Below are 18,524 nucleotides of genomic sequence, written 5' to 3'. Positions count from 1 at the left end.
AAAAAGAGGGTTTTGAACTGTAGGTTCAAAACCCCTTTTCATACTATATAGTATATCCTATTTTTTAAAGTCTAGCATGACATGTTCTTGCGATTACATCATCCTGCTGTTTCTTTGTAAGGCTGATGAACTTAACAGCATAACCAGATACACGAATTGTAAAGTTAGCATACTCTTCTTTCTCTGGATGAGCCTGTGCATCAAGTAACTTATCCTTTGTAAATACGTTTACATTAAGGTGATGAGCACCCTGATTGAAGTATCCATCCATTACCTGTACAAGGTTATTAACCTGTTCTTCTTCGCTATGTCCAAGAGCATCCGGGTTAATTGTCTGTGTATTAGAAATACCATCAAGTGACCAATGATATGGAATCTTAGCAACTGAGTTAAGTGAAGCAACAAGACCATTCTGTTCTGCACCATAGCTTGGTGATGCACCAGGGCTGAATGGAGTGAATGCTGCACGTCCGTCAGGCATAGCACCTGTAGCTTCTCCGTATACAACGTTAGATGTAATAGTAAGAAGTGATGTTGTAGGTTCTGAATCACGGTATGTGTGACGACGTTTAATCTTCTCTAAGAATGTCTTTAATACCCAGATACCGATATCATCAGCACGGTCATCATCATTACCATATTTAGGGAAATCACCTTCAACTTCAAAGTCTTTTGTAACTCCTTCTTCATCACGGATTACTTTAACCTTAGCATATTTGATAGCACTAAGTGAATCAATAACATGTGAGAATCCTGCAATACCTGTTGCAAATGTACGACGTACATCTGTATCGATTAATGCCATCTCAGCTGCTTCATAGTAATATTTATCATGCATATAATGGATGAGGTTGAGTACGTTAACATAAATATCTGCTAACCAGTCAAGCCAGATTTCATATGCATCACGAACCATCTTGTAATCTTCTTCACCGCTAAGTACTTCCTTATCGATCTTCTGAAGCTTTGGTCCACACTGGATACGATGTTTCTCATCAAATCCACCATTGAATGCGTAAAGTAATGTCTTACCAAGGTTAGCTCTTGCACCGAAGAACTGGATTTCCTTACCTGTCTGTGTAGCAGATACACAGCAGCAGATTGAATAATCATCGCCCCATACTGGTTTCATTACATCATCATTCTCATACTGGATTGAGCTTGTCTCAATTGAGATATGAGCTGCATATTTCTTGAACTGTTCTGGTAATGCACTTGAATATAATACTGTAAGGTTTGGTTCTGGTGAAGGTCCCATGTTCTCAAGTGTGTGTAAGAAACGGTAGTCTGTCTTAGTAACCATTGAACGACCATCCATTCCAATACCACCAACTTCAAGAGTAGCCCATGTTGGATCTCCTGAGAATAACTGATTGTATGATGGAATTCTTGCGAATTTAACCATACGGAATTTCATTGTCATATGATCAATGATTTCCTGAGCTTCTGACTCTGTAAGAACACCGTTCTTTAAGTCACGTTCAAAATAGATATCAAGGAATGTAGATACACGTCCTACTGACATTGCAGCACCGTTCTGTGTCTTAATAGCTGCAAGATATCCAAAGTATAACCACTGACAAGCTTCTTTAGCATTCTTAGCTGGAGCTGAAATATCATAGCCATAAATCTTAGCCATTTCTTTCATCTGCTTTAATGCTGTAATCTGCATTGCAATTTCTTCACGAAGACGGATAACGTCATCATACATATTTCCGCAACCACAGTTCTTCTTGTCTGCTTCTTTCTGTGCAATAAGGTAATCAATACCATATAAAGCTACTCTACGGTAATCGCCAACGATACGTCCACGTCCATATGTGTCTGGAAGACCTGTTACAACGTGTGTTTTACGAGCTAATTTCATCTCATCTGTGTAAGCTGCAAATACTGCATCGTTATGTGTTGTAATATAATCTTCAAATACATGTTTAAGTTCTGGATTAATTTCATATCCATAGCTTTCTGCTGCCTGCTCTGCCATTCTGATACCACCATATGGCATAAATGCACGTTTTAATGGCTTATCTGTCTGGAGACCAACAACCTGTTCAAGATCCTTTAAACTTTCGTCAATATATCCTGGTCCGTAAGATGTGAGTCCTGATACAACTTCTGTCTCGCAGTCAAGAACACCACCCTTTTCACGTTCTTCTTTCTGCAATTTCTGCAAAGCTCCCCAAAGCTTATTTGTTGCTTCTGTTGGGTCTGCTAAAAATGATTCATCTCCATCATATGGTTTGTAATTCTTCTGAATGAAGTCACGAACGTTAACTTCTTCTTTCCAAATTCTTCCTTCGAAGCCTTCCCACTGTTCAAACTCTTTCATCGTGTTTTCCCTTTCTTTCAACTTTTTTTACTTGTGTCACGGTCGCTATTTTTATGACCATCTTTATAATACTTATTTCTGACAAAAAAATCAAGACATTTCTTGCAAATGTTCTTGGTTTTATACAATAATTTTGTATAAATTTAAGGACAAGAACGTTTTCAATGTTCTTGTCCTCATTTTATCTTGATTTTTATTAATTCAAAACATTATTTTGCAATTTCACCTGTAGTATTGGTTGAAATCTTACAAGGATTAAGCTCATAAATATTGGATACTCCCTGTCTTAATTTTGCTGAAATTGTTGATGCAAGAATAATCTTGATTGCATCGCCAGGTAAAAATGGAAATACACAAAATCCTAATGATACCTTAAGTGGGTTACCCGAGAGGATCATAAACCAGATTGTTCCTAATACATAACATAATGCAACACCAACAACCATTGCAAGTGCTATCTGATAAATCTTTCCCTTTGTATATTTAACAATAATTCCTGTTACCCATGCGCATACGATATATCCAACAATATATCCACCTGTAGAACCTGTAATTGCTGCAAAACCACCTTTAAAGCCTGCAAATACAGGAACACCAACTGCGCCAAGCAATACATATACTATCATTGATAATGCACCATATGCAGCGCCTAAAACTGCTCCGGCAATACATACTGAAAATAATGCAAGATTGATAGGTATCTGTGGCAAAGGTATCTGTATCTGAGAACAAATTGCCGTAAGTGCTGCGAATAATGCGCACATTGTGATTTTTAATGTTTTCTTTTTACTGTCCATAATATCCTCCGAAATATGATTTTTTATTTGTATCCGAAGGTGATTATATATCGGCGTTCTTATATTGTCAACCATTTTATTTTCTTAAAGGTTTACATTATTGATTTTATTATCAGTTAATAAATTCAAACTTCGCACAAACATAATATAATTAAATCATCTGTATTAAGCAAATTTGAATATATAAATATCAAATTTACTTTAATAGATGAATATTGGCTGCAATATGTATGTGCGAAGTTTGAGTTAATTTATTTATATAATTATCAGTAATGTAAACTTTTAGAAGCCCTCTTTAAGACGTTGTTTTCTTAACTCACTTCTCTTCTTGCCGGCTTCCCATTCTGCCTGTTCACTTAATGAATCTACTATAAGTCTTGGAACTTTCTTTCCTTTTCCATTTTCATCCACTGATACAAGTGTGAGATATGCTCTGTTTACAGGATATCTCATACCATCAAGTCCCTCAACGTAGGTATCTACCCTTACTTCCATCGACGAATTGCCAACATATGTAACACGACCTATCAGAATAACTATCTCGTGCTTGTACACACCTCTTATGAATCTTAAATTATCAACGGACGCAGTAACAACATTGTTCTGTGCATATCTGAGTCCAACTATTCCAGCTACCTCGTCTATCCATTCCATTAATCTTCCACCAAAAAGTCTGTCAGCGCCATTTAAATCTTCTGGTCTGACCTCTCTCATCTGTTCTACTATGGAATCTTCAACTCTCTTTTCCATAATATTTACCTCTTTTCTTATTATTTTAAATAGTTTTTCTTTAATTTTTTAATGCATTTTATTTAACTTTTTTCATTTATGTCGTATAAATCTATATAATAATACCAATCAAAACCGATTTATTCAACAGGTATGGCAAATTTCGTCACAAAATTATTCGAATCATTCGTCATTCCATAATCAATCAACTTCTCCGATTTTAAATAGCTTTTTATTCTCCACAATCATCTCTCCGTATTTATATTCTGTGATGTAAATTGATTTTTCAACAGTTTATATGCTGCTAAACATATTACGACAGATAATATTGAGCCTACCGGTGCAGCAAGTCCCATTGGCAACAACGTGTCCTTAAAACATTTAGAAGTAAGATAAGAACCCGGTACCCTCACGCATACAATCGATATAATGTTATGTATAAAACCTATGTATGATTTACCATAAGCTGCAAAATATCCACTAAAGCTGAAATGTATTCCTGCAAATATTGTGTCCCAGATATATCCTTTCAAATACTGTACACCAAGTGTAATAACCATCGCATCCGATGTAAACATTCTCAAAACTGATGATGTACAAAGCTGAACTATAAGTACGACAAATACACCATATATGCTCGTAATAATTGTAGCATATTTAAGCGTCTTAGCAGCTCGTTCATGTTTGCCCGCACCAATATTCTGTGCCGATAACGCTGAAACTGTAGCAAGCATTGACGATGGCACGATAAATAATGCACTGATTACTTTTTCAACAATTCCTACTGCCGCTGCGTCATCAAGACCTCTTCTATTAGCAATAACCGTAATAATTATAAATGCTATCTGTATACAGCCATCCTGAATCGCTACCGGAAAACCTACTTTTAGTATTTCTCCTAATATATTCTTCTTAACCTTGAAATCTTCCTTGCATAATCTGATTCCTGTGTCACGTTTCTTTATTGCTATCAAAGCAATAATTACACTTATAGTCTGTGCCAATGTTGTTCCAAGTGCAGCACCATTAGCTCCCATATCGAAATATCCAATAAAAAGATAATCCAAGGCAATATTAGCTACACAGGCTGTCCCTATGAAATACATCGGGCTCTTAGAATCTCCAAGTCCCCTGAAAATAGAACTTATAATATTATAAGCTGTAATAAATGGTATTCCAATAAAGCATATCGCTAAATATCCGGTAGTACCCTTAACTGCTTCCTCTGGTACATTCATAATTCCGACGATGGGCTTAACAAGAATTAGCAATGCCCCTGTCATTACAAATGCCAATATCATAAATAATACGATTGTGTTACCGATTACTCCTGATGTCTGCTTATGATTTCTGCTTCCAACAGCTCTTCCAATCATAACCGTTGCCCCCATAGCCAGTCCCACAATAATAACTGTAAGCATATGCATAACCTGGCTTCCGTTCGAAACCGCCGTTATACTGTCTACTCCATCAAACTGCCCTATAATAAATAAATCTGCCATTCCATATAATGTCTGCATAAAATATGACAATAAATATGGTAATGCAAAATATACTATTGTTTTAAATACACTTCCTGTTGTTAAATTCTTTTCCATTGTACCTGTATCTGTAAAACCAGTTTTCCTCCTTTAGTGATAATTCTATACCAAGATATAATTGCAATGTATAGATTGTAAAATAAGATTTTCTCCTTTAGAGGTGATTCTAAACCTTATAACAGTTGTAGAGTCAATGTTTTAACTCTATTTTGATAGTAATTTATTGTTAACCTGGCTTTCCTTACTCTTTCTTATATTAGAATTTATTTTCAGAACTATCAAATATATTATCACAACACCTAATGCTATAATAGCCGGAATATACGATTCATACCATTCTGCTGATATTACATATTCTGATGGATTATCCGGATTATATTTTACCTTTACCTTTTTGCCTTATGCTTTTCAGATATGGTACAACCTACACCTTGTATCTGCTATATCATTTTCGCATCCACAATTTAAACACTTCATACTAATCTCCATTTCTAAGTAACCTGTCACAAGGTGGTGATGAGAAATTCGCATGAGCGATTTCCTATCCGCCATAAAAGCTGTTTGTTTTTACTGTATGATATTATACAATATTTTATATTTATTTAATACCATTAAATATAGAACTTAAGATATAGTAATGTGGTGATTATGTATAATTTTCTAATCTAAAACAATAAGGTCTGACTTTTCATACTTATTATGACCTTGTAATTGTTTCTTATATTTCCAACACCTAATCGCATCATCTAATGATTTTCCCTTATTATCTGCGAAAAAATCTCTTATATATGTATTATATTCAAATTGCTTATCAATTTTTGTTGTTCCCTTTTTTCTATTTTTAGTTTTTTCTACCAATCATTTTTCATAGTTAATTTATTAATATCCTAAATGTGTCGTAAACGAATATTTTATGATACAAACCTCCAGTTTGTCTTCTTAAAAATTAAAAAAGACTCCCGAGAAAAATCTCGGAAGTCTCTATTTATATGCTTAATCGCAAATTATTCAATGATTGTAGCAACTTTACCTGAACCTACTGTTCTACCACCTTCACGGATAGCGAAACCAAGACCCTGCTCCATAGCGATTGGGTGAATAAGTTCAACTGTCATTTCTACGTTATCACCAGGCATGCACATTTCTGTACCTTCTGGTAATTCACAAACACCAGTTACGTCAGTTGTTCTGAAGTAGAACTGTGGTCTGTAGTTGTTGAAGAATGGAGTATGACGTCCACCTTCGTCTTTTGTTAATACGTAAACCTGAGCTGTAAATTTCTTATGACATGTTACAGTACCTGGTTTAGCAATAACCTGTCCTCTTTCGATATCTGTTCTCTGAATACCACGAAGAAGAGCACCGATGTTATCACCAGCCTGAGCTTCATCAAGAAGTTTTCTGAACATTTCGATACCTGTTACAACAGTCTTACGAACGTCATCATGAATACCAAGGATTTCAACTTCATCATTGATATGAAGAACACCTCTCTCTACTCTACCTGTAGCAACTGTACCACGACCTGTGATTGTGAATACGTCTTCTACTGGCATTAAGAATGGCTTATCTGTATCTCTCTGAGGATCTGGAATCCAAGAATCAACTGCATCCATAAGTTCCATGATCTTGTCGCCCCATTCGCCGTTAGGATCTTCAAGAGCTTTAAGAGCTGAACCCTGGATAATAGGTGTTTCATCACCTGGGAATCCATATTCATTTAATAAGTCTCTGATGTCCATTTCTACTAATTCAAGTAATTCAGCATCGTCAACCATATCACATTTGTTCATGAATACAACGATGTAAGGAACACCAACCTGACGTGAAAGTAAGATATGCTCTTTTGTCTGAGCCATAACACCATCAGTAGCAGCAACAACGAGGATAGCACCATCCATCTGAGCAGCACCAGTGATCATATTCTTAACGTAGTCAGCATGTCCTGGACAGTCAACGTGAGCGTAATGTCTCTTCTCTGTTTCATATTCAACGTGAGCTGTAGAGATTGTGATACCTCTTTCTCTTTCTTCTGGAGCTTTATCGATGTTCTCGAAATCAACTGCAGAATTTCCTGCAACTCTTGCAGCAAGTGTCTTTGTGATAGCTGCTGTTAAAGTTGTTTTACCATGGTCAACGTGACCGATAGTACCAATATTAGCATGTGGTTTAGTTCTTTCAAATTTAGCTTTAGCCATTTTGCGTAAATCCTCCTTACAAATCTTAATTTTTGCCCTATCGGGCTAGGCTATTTAAAATTATATTGCATAATGCTTATAATTTCAAGCATTATTTTAGCAATTTACTATTATCTTCCTCTAGATGAAATAATAGTATCCTGAACATTCTTAGGAGCCTGTTCATATTTTTCAAAGAACATTGAGTAGTTACCACGTCCCTGTGTATCTGAACGAAGAACTGTAGCATATCCGAACATTTCTGCAAGTGGAACATATGCTTTAACCATCTTACCTCCACTGATGTCTTCCATACTCTCAATACGTCCACGACGTGAGTTAAGACCACCGATAACGTTACCCATATATTCTTCAGGTGTTGTAACCTCAACCTTCATAATAGGTTCAAGAATTACTGGTGCAGCTTTCTGCATAGCATCTTTGAATGCCATAGAACCTGCAATGTGGAATGCCATTTCTGATGAATCGACTTCATGGTAAGATCCATCATAAACTGTAGCATGTACACCAACAACTGGGAATCCTGCAAGTGTACCAGACTGTGTAGCTTCTTCAATACCCTCACCAACTGCTGGGATATATTCCTTAGGAATAGCACCACCAACAACTGTTGATTCGAATTTGAATAATTCTTCTCCGTTGGCATCCATTGGCTCGAAGTGAACTTTACAATGACCATACTGACCACGTCCACCTGACTGTTTAGCATATTTGCTATCAACATCAACTGCCTTTGTGATTGCTTCTCTGTATGCAACCTGTGGAGCACCTACGTTAGCTTCTACTTTAAATTCACGAAGAAGTCTGTCAACGATGATATCAAGGTGAAGTTCACCCATACCAGCGATGATTGTCTGTCCTGTCTCTTTATCTGTATGTGCTCTGAATGTTGGATCTTCTTCAGCAAGTTTAGCTAAAGCTTCACCCATCTTACCCTGAGCATCTTTTGTCTTAGGTTCAATTGCAAGCTCAATAACTGGTTCTGGGAATTCCATAGACTCTAAGATTACAGGATGCTGTTCATCACAGATCGTATCACCTGTTGTTGTAACCTTAAGACCTACTGCTGCAGCTATGTCACCTGAGTAAACCTTATCAATTTCTTTTCTGTTGTTGGCATGCATCTGAAGGATACGTCCAACTCTTTCTTTCTTATTCTTTGTAGAGTTAAGTACATATGAACCTGAGTTTAGTGTACCTGAGTAAACTCTGAAGAATGCTAACTTACCAACGAATGGGTCAGTCATAATCTTGAATGCTAATGCTGAGAATGGCTCTTCATCAGAAGATTTAACTGTTACTTCATTGCCATCTTCGTCCTTACCTGTAATATCAGGTACGTCTGTTGGAGCTGGCATATATTCAATAATAGCATCAAGAAGTTTCTGAACACCTTTATTCTTATATGCTGTTCCGCAAAGACAAGGAATTGCATCACCTGAGATTGTTCCCTTTCTTAAAGCACCTTTAAGTTCAGCAATAGAAAGTTCTTCTCCCTCAAGATATTTTTCCATAATCTCTTCATCGAGTTCTGCACACTGTTCGATAAGTTTATCATGATATTCCTCTGCCTGATCTTTAAGATCTGCTGGAATCTCACCAATAACGATATCGTCGCCTTTATCGCCATTGAAAACATATGACTGCATCTCGAATAAGTCAATAACACCCTGGAATGAATCTTCTTTACCGATTGGAATCTGTATAAGTACAGGATTCTTTCCAAGTTTTGAAATAAGCTGATTACATGATCCGAAGAAATCTGCACCAAGCTTATCCATTTTATTCATGAAAGCCATACGTGGAACGCCATACTTGTCAGCCTGACGCCATACGTTTTCTGACTGTGGTTCAACACCATTCTGGGCATCGAATACACCTACAGCACCATCAAGTACTCTAAGTGAACGCTCAACTTCAACTGTGAAGTCAACGTGTCCTGGTGTATCAATAATATTAATACGATGTTCCGGAGCACCTGCTTTTTTCTTACCATTTTCTTCAATTGTCCAATGGCAAGTTGTTGCTGCGGAAGTAATTGTGATACCTCTTTCCTGCTCCTGGGCCATCCAGTCCATAGTTGCAGTACCTTCGTGTGTATCACCGATTTTATGATTTACACCAGTATAATAAAGTATACGCTCTGTTAATGTTGTTTTACCAGCATCAATATGAGCCATAATACCTATATTTCTAGTTCTCTCTAATGGATATTCTCTTCCAGCCAAGGTTCTTCCTCCTTAAATAATCCTATGCTGCAAAAATGTCTTTAATTCTATAATTAGAATCTGTAATGAGCAAATGCTTTGTTTGCTTCTGCCATTTTGTGCATATCTTCTTTTTTCTTAACTGATGCGCCTGTGTTATTTGCTGCATCAAGAATTTCACCTGCTAATCTGTCTTCCATTGTTTTTTCGCCTCTCTTACGTGAGAACAATGTAATCCAGCGAAGTGCTAATGCCTGTCTTCTGTCAGGTCTTACTTCGATAGGTACCTGGTATGTTGCACCACCAATACGTCTTGCTTTTACTTCAAGAAGTGGCATAATGTTGTTCATAGCCTCCTCGAATACTTCAAGTGCTGGCTTACCAGATTTTTCTTCTACCTGTGCAAATGCACCATATACTATTTTCTGAGCTACACCTTTCTTACCATCTAACATAATGTTGTTGATAAGTTTAGTAACCACTTTATTGTTGTATAATGGATCTGCTAATATGTCTCTTTTTTGAGTATGTCCTTTACGTGGCACGGTTCTTCCCTCCTTAAATATGTTGGTCAGTCTCTCTGACTGCCTTTTTGTTTAATTCATCGGTACTCACTTTTGTTGTGTTTCGTGCGGTAAAAAGTGTATTGTTGTAATTCAAATTACATATATGTCGAACATATAAACAATATTTCTAATTCCCGGCACTAAATTCATTCAACCTGTGATTATTCCTATTTTGCGTCCTTTGGTCTCTTAGCACCATATTTAGAACGAGCCTGGCGTCTCTTAGCAACACCTGCTGTATCAAGTGTTCCTCTTACGATATGATATCTTGTACCTGGTAAATCCTTTACTCTACCACCACGGATAAGAACAACACTATGTTCCTGAAGGTTATGTCCTTCACCTGGGATGTAGCTTGTTACTTCGATACCATTAGAAAGACGAACTCTGGCAATCTTTCTAAGAGCTGAGTTAGGCTTTTTAGGAGTAGCTGTTTTAACTGCTGTACAAACACCTCTCTTCTGTGGAGAAGCTGTATCTGTAGCTTTCTTCTGTAATGAGTTATAACCCTTTAAAAGAGCTGGTGCAGTTGATTTCTTTTCAGCTGTCTGTCTTCCTTTTCTTACTAACTGGTTAAATGTAGGCATTATTTTCACCTCCTGATTAGAATATTGTTTATAGATTTTATCTATGCCTAAGCCTTATACAAGGCTAAAGCGTACAAATCATGGTATCTTATGTTCATATTGATTAATTATATCCTAAAAGAATTTTCTTAATCAGAACATAGTCTTCCCGTATGCACGCTTTTTCATTATATCTATGTAATTTTATAATGTCAAGGTAAATTTTGAAAAATTTCTTTTTATTTCAGCTTTTATTTCAGCTTATTTTCACTTCTAGCTTTATTTAACTTAAACTTATTTCTACCCTGACTTTCTGCCTTTTTATTTTGCATTACTTTTCAAATATTCTATAGCCATCATCGCTCTTTAATAATATCTGACCGTCTGTCCCTGCTTTTATGCTGCATTTACCAAAATCAGATGCATTTTCTTCCTGACATTTATTTATATCTGACACAACATTATCAATCTCTATAACTTCATTATTATTTGAATTATCATATGAAGTTTGTCCGATTTCAGTATAAATTTCACCATTATATTTAATATTTCGAATCTTGATAAAATTAACAACATTCTGCGAAGAGTCAGTATATGTACTTGTATCTAAGCCATTTTCTGCCACATAACGATATAGAAGCACATTCTTTGTATATTCTAATGCCTTACTTGCGATTTCATTATCCGAATATAATTCTCCTAATGACGGTTTTAAATCTGCTTTGACATCTGATATGAATTTCGAAATACTTTCTGCATAATAAGAACCATCTTCTGCTTCTTCTAATTTAGTTACAGTATATCCACCATTCTGTTTACTGATATGGCAGACTCCCTGCTTAGCTTCCCCGCCTCTTGTAATTAACTGATTATCGGATATGGCATAATGTTCTATATAAAAGTTACCATACAGCTTTATATCCGCTTCATCTGTTTTATCAACATAATAAATAACTGGAGCAGCTATTAATTTCTCATCTTTGGCAGATGTAGTGTCAACACTTTCAAAATAATTATCAATTGCTTCTATATAGTTACTCATATCTCCTGAAGCTTTATTCAGTGTAACCTTTGTACCATCAGCAGCTTCATTCTTATCTTCTTTACCATTTTCATCGTTCTTTACATCTTTATCTTCATTTGCCGAATTGCTTTCTATCGTATTGTCAATTGCATTATCATTTTTATTCTTGTTACTGTCATCTGATGATTTGCCTGAACATGCGCTAAACATAAGTACGCAGCAAATTGTTCCTACTGCTAAAATCTGTTTTCTCATTCTTTTCCTCCTGTTACCTCTTCGTATACCTGATTATCCCAAATGCTACAGCAAATGCCGCAATTCCAATTTCAATAAGAATTCTCATTTTCTCTCCATTACTCTTTTCTCTGCTAATCTCTGATGCAGTTGCGGTATTATTCATATCTGTCTGTCCTGATTGTATTTTTTTACCTTTCTTCACAATAAGATTGGCTGATTTATTAATCTGTGAGCCTGTTGCATCTTTAAGATAATACATAATTGTATATGTACCTTCTTTATTAAAGTCGTAACTACCCATAATAATTATATTCTTAGTTACGTCGTTCCCACATATATCATAACCTTTTATATTCTGAAATAAATCTGCCTGCTCGCCTGCCGTAATCTCAATATCCCTTACGCCCTCTATTCTTGCGGAACTGTTCTTCCACGGATTATTCTCATCGCTGTCTGTAGGGTCCCAATTAGTGAATTTACTCTGGTTGTTTAACTTAATTGTTTCTGGTTTACCCAATGGTCCCGGATTATTTACTTCACTGTAGAATACAACTGTATTACCAATTTTACAATTCTCATATATCCATTTTGCATCTGCTGTACATAGCCAGACATTTTCTACAGAATTCCCACTTCCAATTTCATTGAATCTTGCCATATCAAGAGTATCTTTGCTCTCTGCCGTATATGAACTTGAACATATCGATATACCATTTGATAATTCCATTACATACTGCGAATATGTACCATCACTCATCTTCTTCCATTCCTGTTGTCCTGTAATCGAATATGTCTCATCAAGCTTCACAATTGTATCATCTGTCGAACAGCTAAATGCCTTAACTGCCACATTATATTCTCCGTTACCTCCTTTTTCATATACTGTAATGCAGCCTGAAGCAACATTTACCTTAAGCATATAGTCGCCCTGTTCTGCATATGTTTTCCTATTCATAAACATCACAAGACAGATTACCATAATACATAAACCAACTAATCCACTACTTCTTTTGATTCTCACTTTTTTCTCCATTCCGCAGTTTCTAAATTCTATTTCTAAACTCTAATAGAACACATTCCGCCCACACAGGTATATATTTCTACTTATATAATAGCATTTTATCCGGTTATTTGTCTAGTATAACGTTTTCTTATTACCATACCTACTGATACTATAGCAAGAAAGAATAACAATTGTATACCAATACATTCCATAAGTTCTCCCATATTACTGCCAATTCCTGACTCGAACATTTCAGAAATACATCTATTCGCTTTAATATACCAATATACCGGTAAGAATTCTGCGACCTTAATAACGCCGTCACTTATGTATTCAATAGGTACAAATGCACCTGATATAAAGCTGAACCCTAATGCAACCACATTAATTGCCGCTGCTCTTCCGCCTTTTGATTTGATTGTTGTACTGATAAGGAAGCCTATTCCTGCTGCCACCATGGCCAGACATAACATATTACCAAGTCGCATAATATTTATCTTATTAATCATTTCTCCTCTAAATATAGCTATGTTTATAATAACATTTATAAAATATACGATAATCATATAGAACAGGCTGTAACATACAAGACTTAAATTCTTCTTAGTATTACTTACAGGTGACACATTTATCCGGTCAGCTATGTTTTTTCTGAAAAATGTAGACAACACTTCTGCAACGCCCCATATTATGCAGGCTAATATAACATATGCGCCGAAATTAAAATTATTTTCAATACGGTTAGTTCCACTATCTTTATTATTATTCATTTCAACATTAATATGACTCTTCATGTTGTCATTTGTCTTGTTAATAATTTCACCAATACTTTTTTCAGAACTATATTGTACATAATACGTCTTATATGTAGTCATATACTGATTTATAAGATTCTCAGCATAAACCGCACTATATGCATCGGGTACTTTTTTACTCTCTAACGAAACATTTTTACCAGCCATTAAATCATTTTCATAATTTCGTGGAATAATTACAATATACTCAGCAACTCTTTCAAATAATGCATCTTCCATACCCTCTTCCGTCTCAATTATATCTACGGCTTTCATATTTTCTTTCAAAAATGTGGTTAGTCCTTTAGATAACTCGCTATTATCATTATCAATAACTGCAACTTTTATATTCTCATTTACATAACCTGTACTTTTATTATTACTGCCTACCTGTGTATTAATTAAGGAAATCATCAGAAATATTCCTACATACATAGCAATAAGTGGTATCTTGGTTTTAAATATTTTTATGAATGATTTAAAAGACATAATACAAACTCCATTCCGCAGACGTTTACGTAGGAGGAATCGCGAGCAAAATTTCAAATTTTGCTCTGTGATAGAAGCTAAATGTGACGTCTGCGACACATTTAGCTGTGCGAAAAGCAATCGCATCGGCATTACTTTTCGCACTATCCTCATTTCTTTGCAACTTGTTGCGAAGAGGCAGTCAGAAATTCGCGTAGGCGATTTCTGACTTGCCATAAGTGCTAAATGTGATGCTTAAGTCACATTTAGCTGTGTGAAAAGCAATCGCATTGGCATTACTTTTCGCACTATCCTCTACTTTCTCGCATCATTTTCTTATCCTGAACTGTCAGAACTGTAATCGTTCCAATAGCAAATAACACTGTCATCATTATTAATATAATAATGTTTTCATAGTATTTTGATAAATCTGTATAATAGTATAATTTATAATAGCTTTCAGTAATTAAGTTGACCGGGTTAATTCTGTCAATTATGTAAGCGTGCTGTTTTACGAAATACTGAACTTCATTGCTCATCATTCCCGCAAGGAATGAACATATCATTGAAATACCAATTACCATATTATTCTTGAATTCAACACTTTTTTTTGTTATCGATGCAAAGAAATAGCCAAAGCTAAGTCCCATTGTTCCACCGACAATCGTTGTAAATATAATTAATCCCGTACGGTTTCCAAAGTCGATTCCAAGTGCAAATCTTATAAAAGCAAGAACAAGTAATACTATTACGTCATTCATTAACATATCTACCAGAAAATAGCTCAATAACTGTTTCATCTTACTTACAGGTGCTACAGTATTTCTCTTAGCAAGTGCTGACTGGTTAGTCTGTAAATAATTCATCGCAACACAGCCTGTTGCCGCACCATACATGCATACCATTCCAAGTATTGAATAAAAGTTTTGCAAAACTGTATCTGCCTTACCTCTTTTATTGCTGACATCTTTAATATAACTTGTGGAATCATTTATCGTCTCTAACAGATTTGGCGGAATATTTCCATTATTCTCCCTGGCAACTTCTGTAAACAACTTCTCTTTCTGTATGGCAATGTCGAAAAATTTCTTAACTATTGTCTGTTTTGTACCATTTTTTTTAAATACGACATTGCATTCGCCATTGAAATATATATATGCTGATACCTTGTTATCGTCTAATAACTTCTCAGCTTCTTCCTTACTTACATACTGTGTAACGAATATCTTATCACTGTCCACACTTTCTTTGTCATCAGCAGATACATTCTCAATAATTGATGCCATAACCTTTTCTTTCTCAAATTCCGCGTCATCTACGACAGCAATATCCACAGCTTCAAACTTTTCTCCATTTGCAATATCCCTTAAACCTGCATAAAACATTACCGATAATATCATAGGGAAAAACAATAACCAGAATATACTTTCCTTAGACCTTAACTGACATAAAAATCTGTATTTTATCATCTGACTAAACATTGTCTCTCAACTCCTTGCCCGTAATTTCTAAGAATACATCATTAAGACTAGGTTCTTTTGAAGTAAGATTTCTAATCTTTACATTGGCTTCCTGAATATAATTAACGATTGTATTAAGACTGTGTTTACCCTTCTTAGATACAATCTTTATGCTATTTCCCTGAACTACACATTCCTTTATATTACTGTTTTCATTAATACGTTTTACAAGACTGTCAGGAACCTCTGATACTACAATCTCTATTTTCTCTTCGACACCAATCATATCTTTTATCTCTTCCTTAGTTCCCTCTGCAATAATTTTACCTTTATCCATTATTGCAACCCTGCTACAAATCTGTTCTATCTCGTCCATATAATGTGATGTATAGAGAATTGTTGCACCTTGCTTATTTAACTTCTCTATTCCCTCTAAAATATTATTTCTACTCTGAGGGTCAACCGCAACTGTAGGCTCATCCATTATTATGAACTTAGGCTTATGTGCGATTCCACAGGCAATATTTAATCTTCTAAGCAGACCACCCGATAATTTCTTAGGTCGGAACTTTCTAAAATCCTGTATTCCTACGAACTCCATAGCTTCTTCTACATATTGTTTGCAAAGCTTCTTATCCGGTATGTACAGGCTGCAAAAATACATTATATTTTCTTCTACTGTAAGTTCTTCGAAAACTGCCACGTCCTGCAGCACAATTCCGATATCTTTCTTAATGTCATATGCTTTCATATCCATATTTTTACCAAATATCTTAATACTTCCTTTATCATACGGAATCAGGGAGAGCATACAGCTTATGGTTGTGGTCTTGCCCGAGCCATTCGGCCCGAGTAATCCAAATACCTCCCCTTCTTCTATCTCTAAATTTATTCTGTTAACTGCTGTTAATTCACCATATTCTTTCAATAATCCGTCAATTTCTACAACTTTACTCATACTAATCTCCATTCTGAGCGACTTATTGCACGAGACAATTTGAAATTCACTCAAATGATTTCTCATCTGCCATAATCACTATCTGCTTTCGCTCCAAAACAAATAGATGTGCGAAAATAAAATCTTTAATCTATGTTCATTATTATAAATGTTTATTTAGACTTTTTATAGTGACTTTTGAAATATATTCAAATATTTTGCAATGACATTTGTCACATTTACGAAATGAATATATCTATGCTATAATAAATATAGCATTTAATAAACTCAGACTTCGCAGATACAAGTTAGAATTATATTATCTGTGACAAGTAAATTTGCATATATAAATATAGTAACTTTTGTATAAATTGCTAATTTGTAGATATCATTTTTCGGCTCTTTCGATTATTTGTATTCATTCAAAGTCCATACACTTAAACCGATGTGTTCGTCTATAACACACACTTGATTTATGACGTATCGTGTGCGCGTTAATGTCGTCAGATGCAAAGGTCGGTGCAGCAAATCTATATGGAGGTAATTGCATTTGGAAATATTAATAGATTATATAATTTTATTTTTCTGCTCAACAATTCTTATGCTGACAGTATCTTATAGTGCAACTGCAATCATTCCAATCTGTATTGCAATAATTTTAGTATGTATGTCGATTTATTTTGATAAATTTCCGATACGACTATTGTTATATTTCACATTTTGTGTATTATCACTTGTATATCCACAGCTTATGTTCTATTCGTCACTTATTCTATACAGTTTCTTTAATACACCTTATATGTATGTGTGTCTGCTATACTGTGGAGTATTCAACTATAACTATAACCATACTGATGTAGGTGTATTTAAAATGGTTATTCTTATATTTATAATAGTTATGTCCTACATATTAAAATATAGGACGAATAAATACTTAGATGAGCGTGAGCATTTTCAGAAAGTCAGAGAGAGTCTGGATACCAATTATTCAAAACTTAATGTGATTAATCACGAATTGCTTGAGAAACAGGATTATGAAATCACAAATGCAACTCTTAACGAAAGAAACCGAATTGCCAGAGAGATACACGACTCGGTAGGTCATATACTATCAAGTTCAATTCTTCAGATTGCGGCATTGACGTCTATTACTAAGGATGAGACAACTAAAGAATATCTTCAGAATATTAATAAGACACTTACTGATGGAATGAACAGTATCCGTTCAAGCATACATAATATTCATAATGAATCTATTGATTTGAATTTAAAATTAAAGGAATTGACGGACGGCTTCGATTTCTGTAAAATTGAATATAGTTATGATATTCAGGATGACTTCTCAATCAAGGCAAAGTATGCAATCATATTTATCATAAAGGAAGCCCTGACTAATATAATTAAACATTCGAATGCAACTCTGGTTAAAATATCAATTATCCAGAACCCTGCTTTTTATAAAATTGATATTCACGATAACGGAACTAACATAAATGCCACCCAGACTAAAAAGAGTCAGGGAATGGGAACTATAAGCATTTATGATAGAATCTCATCACTGAATGGAACGATAAATATTACTAAAACTGATGGTTATCGTATATATATTACATTTCCAATTGATAATAAAAACTAATTTAGACGGGGCGACTTATCGCCCGGAAATGA

General features: G+C 35.1%; 15 protein-coding genes. 1 reads left to right on the top strand and 14 read right to left on the bottom strand.

All coding sequences use genetic code 11. From position 1 onward, the window contains the following. Positions 1-64: 64 nt before the first annotated feature. The 14 genes from pflB to OCV48_RS08515 form a co-directional block, all read right to left on the bottom strand. Positions 65-2,329 carry a formate C-acetyltransferase gene (pflB, locus tag OCV48_RS08580; protein ID WP_147591679.1) on the bottom strand — a complete coding sequence of 755 codons (2,265 nt, stop codon included), beginning with the start codon at positions 2,327-2,329 and terminating at the stop codon, positions 65-67. 209 nt (positions 2,330-2,538) lie between these two features. After that, positions 2,539-3,126: a biotin transporter BioY gene (locus OCV48_RS08575; protein WP_147591678.1), complete on the bottom strand. Its 588-nt coding sequence runs from the start codon at positions 3,124-3,126 to the stop codon at positions 2,539-2,541. A gap of 282 nt (positions 3,127-3,408) precedes the next feature. Beyond that, a complete protein-coding gene (locus OCV48_RS08570) occupies positions 3,409-3,876 on the bottom strand; it encodes an acyl-CoA thioesterase (RefSeq protein WP_147591677.1) in 468 nt (155 codons plus the stop codon). Between the two features lie 224 nt (positions 3,877-4,100). Next, positions 4,101-5,453: an MATE family efflux transporter gene (locus OCV48_RS08565; RefSeq protein ID WP_147591676.1), complete on the bottom strand. Its 1,353-nt coding sequence runs from the start codon at positions 5,451-5,453 to the stop codon at positions 4,101-4,103. Between the two features lie 603 nt (positions 5,454-6,056). Continuing rightward, on the bottom strand, positions 6,057-6,254 hold the full coding sequence (locus OCV48_RS08560; protein WP_394803257.1) for a hypothetical protein: 198 nt from the start codon (positions 6,252-6,254) through the stop codon (positions 6,057-6,059). Between the two features lie 146 nt (positions 6,255-6,400). Next, entirely contained in the window at positions 6,401-7,594 is a 1,194-nt protein-coding gene (gene tuf, locus OCV48_RS08555) for an elongation factor Tu (RefSeq protein ID WP_147591675.1), read from the bottom strand. A 110-nt stretch (positions 7,595-7,704) separates the two neighbouring features. Next, positions 7,705-9,822, bottom strand: a complete 2,118-nt coding sequence (gene fusA, locus OCV48_RS08550; RefSeq protein ID WP_021982548.1) for an elongation factor G — start codon at positions 9,820-9,822, stop codon at positions 7,705-7,707. 53 nt (positions 9,823-9,875) lie between these two features. Next, positions 9,876-10,346, bottom strand: coding sequence for a 30S ribosomal protein S7 (gene rpsG / locus OCV48_RS08545; RefSeq protein WP_021982549.1), 471 nt, complete (start codon positions 10,344-10,346; stop codon positions 9,876-9,878). Positions 10,347-10,534: 188 nt separating this feature from the next. Next, a complete protein-coding gene (rpsL, locus tag OCV48_RS08540) occupies positions 10,535-10,954 on the bottom strand; it encodes a 30S ribosomal protein S12 (RefSeq protein WP_021982550.1) in 420 nt (139 codons plus the stop codon). Positions 10,955-11,264: 310 nt separating this feature from the next. Then, entirely contained in the window at positions 11,265-12,212 is a 948-nt protein-coding gene (locus OCV48_RS08535) for a hypothetical protein (protein WP_021982551.1), read from the bottom strand. Positions 12,213-12,225: 13 nt separating this feature from the next. Then, the gene (locus OCV48_RS08530; protein ID WP_021982552.1) at positions 12,226-13,215 is read right to left on the bottom strand and encodes an immunoglobulin-like domain-containing protein; all 990 of its coding nucleotides are present in this window, start codon (positions 13,213-13,215) and stop codon (positions 12,226-12,228) included. A gap of 98 nt (positions 13,216-13,313) precedes the next feature. Beyond that, positions 13,314-14,480 carry an ABC transporter permease gene (locus tag OCV48_RS08525; protein WP_021982553.1) on the bottom strand — a complete coding sequence of 389 codons (1,167 nt, stop codon included), beginning with the start codon at positions 14,478-14,480 and terminating at the stop codon, positions 13,314-13,316. A gap of 287 nt (positions 14,481-14,767) precedes the next feature. Then, positions 14,768-15,940, bottom strand: coding sequence for an ABC transporter permease (locus OCV48_RS08520; protein WP_021982554.1), 1,173 nt, complete (start codon positions 15,938-15,940; stop codon positions 14,768-14,770). Beyond that, positions 15,933-16,877, bottom strand: a complete 945-nt coding sequence (locus OCV48_RS08515) for an ABC transporter ATP-binding protein (protein ID WP_147591672.1) — start codon at positions 16,875-16,877, stop codon at positions 15,933-15,935. Before OCV48_RS08515 ends, OCV48_RS08520 begins: the two co-directional genes overlap by 8 nt. A 529-nt stretch (positions 16,878-17,406) precedes the next feature. On the opposite strand from OCV48_RS08515, the gene OCV48_RS08510 reads away from it, so the two are divergent. Then, a complete protein-coding gene (locus OCV48_RS08510) occupies positions 17,407-18,492 on the top strand; it encodes a sensor histidine kinase (protein WP_021982556.1) in 1,086 nt (361 codons plus the stop codon). Positions 18,493-18,524: the final 32 nt, after the last annotated feature.

Source organism: Bovifimicola ammoniilytica (genome assembly GCF_025567085.1).
Classification (GTDB): Bacteria; Bacillota; Clostridia; order Lachnospirales; family Lachnospiraceae; genus Bovifimicola; species Bovifimicola ammoniilytica.
The sequence above is the reverse complement of the archived record's forward strand: the minus strand, read 5'-3'. Positions and strand labels throughout refer to the sequence as shown.

Coding starts and splice junctions, on each gene's coding strand:
- pflB (WP_147591679.1), bottom strand. CDS start 2,329: ATGAAAGAGTTTGAACAGTGGGAAGGCTTCGAAGGAAGAATTTGGAAA.
- OCV48_RS08575 (WP_147591678.1), bottom strand. CDS start 3,126: ATGGACAGTAAAAAGAAAACATTAAAAATCACAATGTGCGCATTATTC.
- OCV48_RS08570 (WP_147591677.1), bottom strand. CDS start 3,876: ATGGAAAAGAGAGTTGAAGATTCCATAGTAGAACAGATGAGAGAGGTC.
- OCV48_RS08565 (WP_147591676.1), bottom strand. CDS start 5,453: ATGGAAAAGAATTTAACAACAGGAAGTGTATTTAAAACAATAGTATAT.
- tuf (WP_147591675.1), bottom strand. CDS start 7,594: ATGGCTAAAGCTAAATTTGAAAGAACTAAACCACATGCTAATATTGGT.
- rpsL (WP_021982550.1), bottom strand. CDS start 10,954: ATGCCTACATTTAACCAGTTAGTAAGAAAAGGAAGACAGACAGCTGAA.
- OCV48_RS08535 (WP_021982551.1), bottom strand. CDS start 12,212: ATGAGAAAACAGATTTTAGCAGTAGGAACAATTTGCTGCGTACTTATG.
- OCV48_RS08525 (WP_021982553.1), bottom strand. CDS start 14,480: ATGTCTTTTAAATCATTCATAAAAATATTTAAAACCAAGATACCACTT.
- OCV48_RS08520 (WP_021982554.1), bottom strand. CDS start 15,940: ATGTTTAGTCAGATGATAAAATACAGATTTTTATGTCAGTTAAGGTCT.
- OCV48_RS08515 (WP_147591672.1), bottom strand. CDS start 16,877: ATGAGTAAAGTTGTAGAAATTGACGGATTATTGAAAGAATATGGTGAA.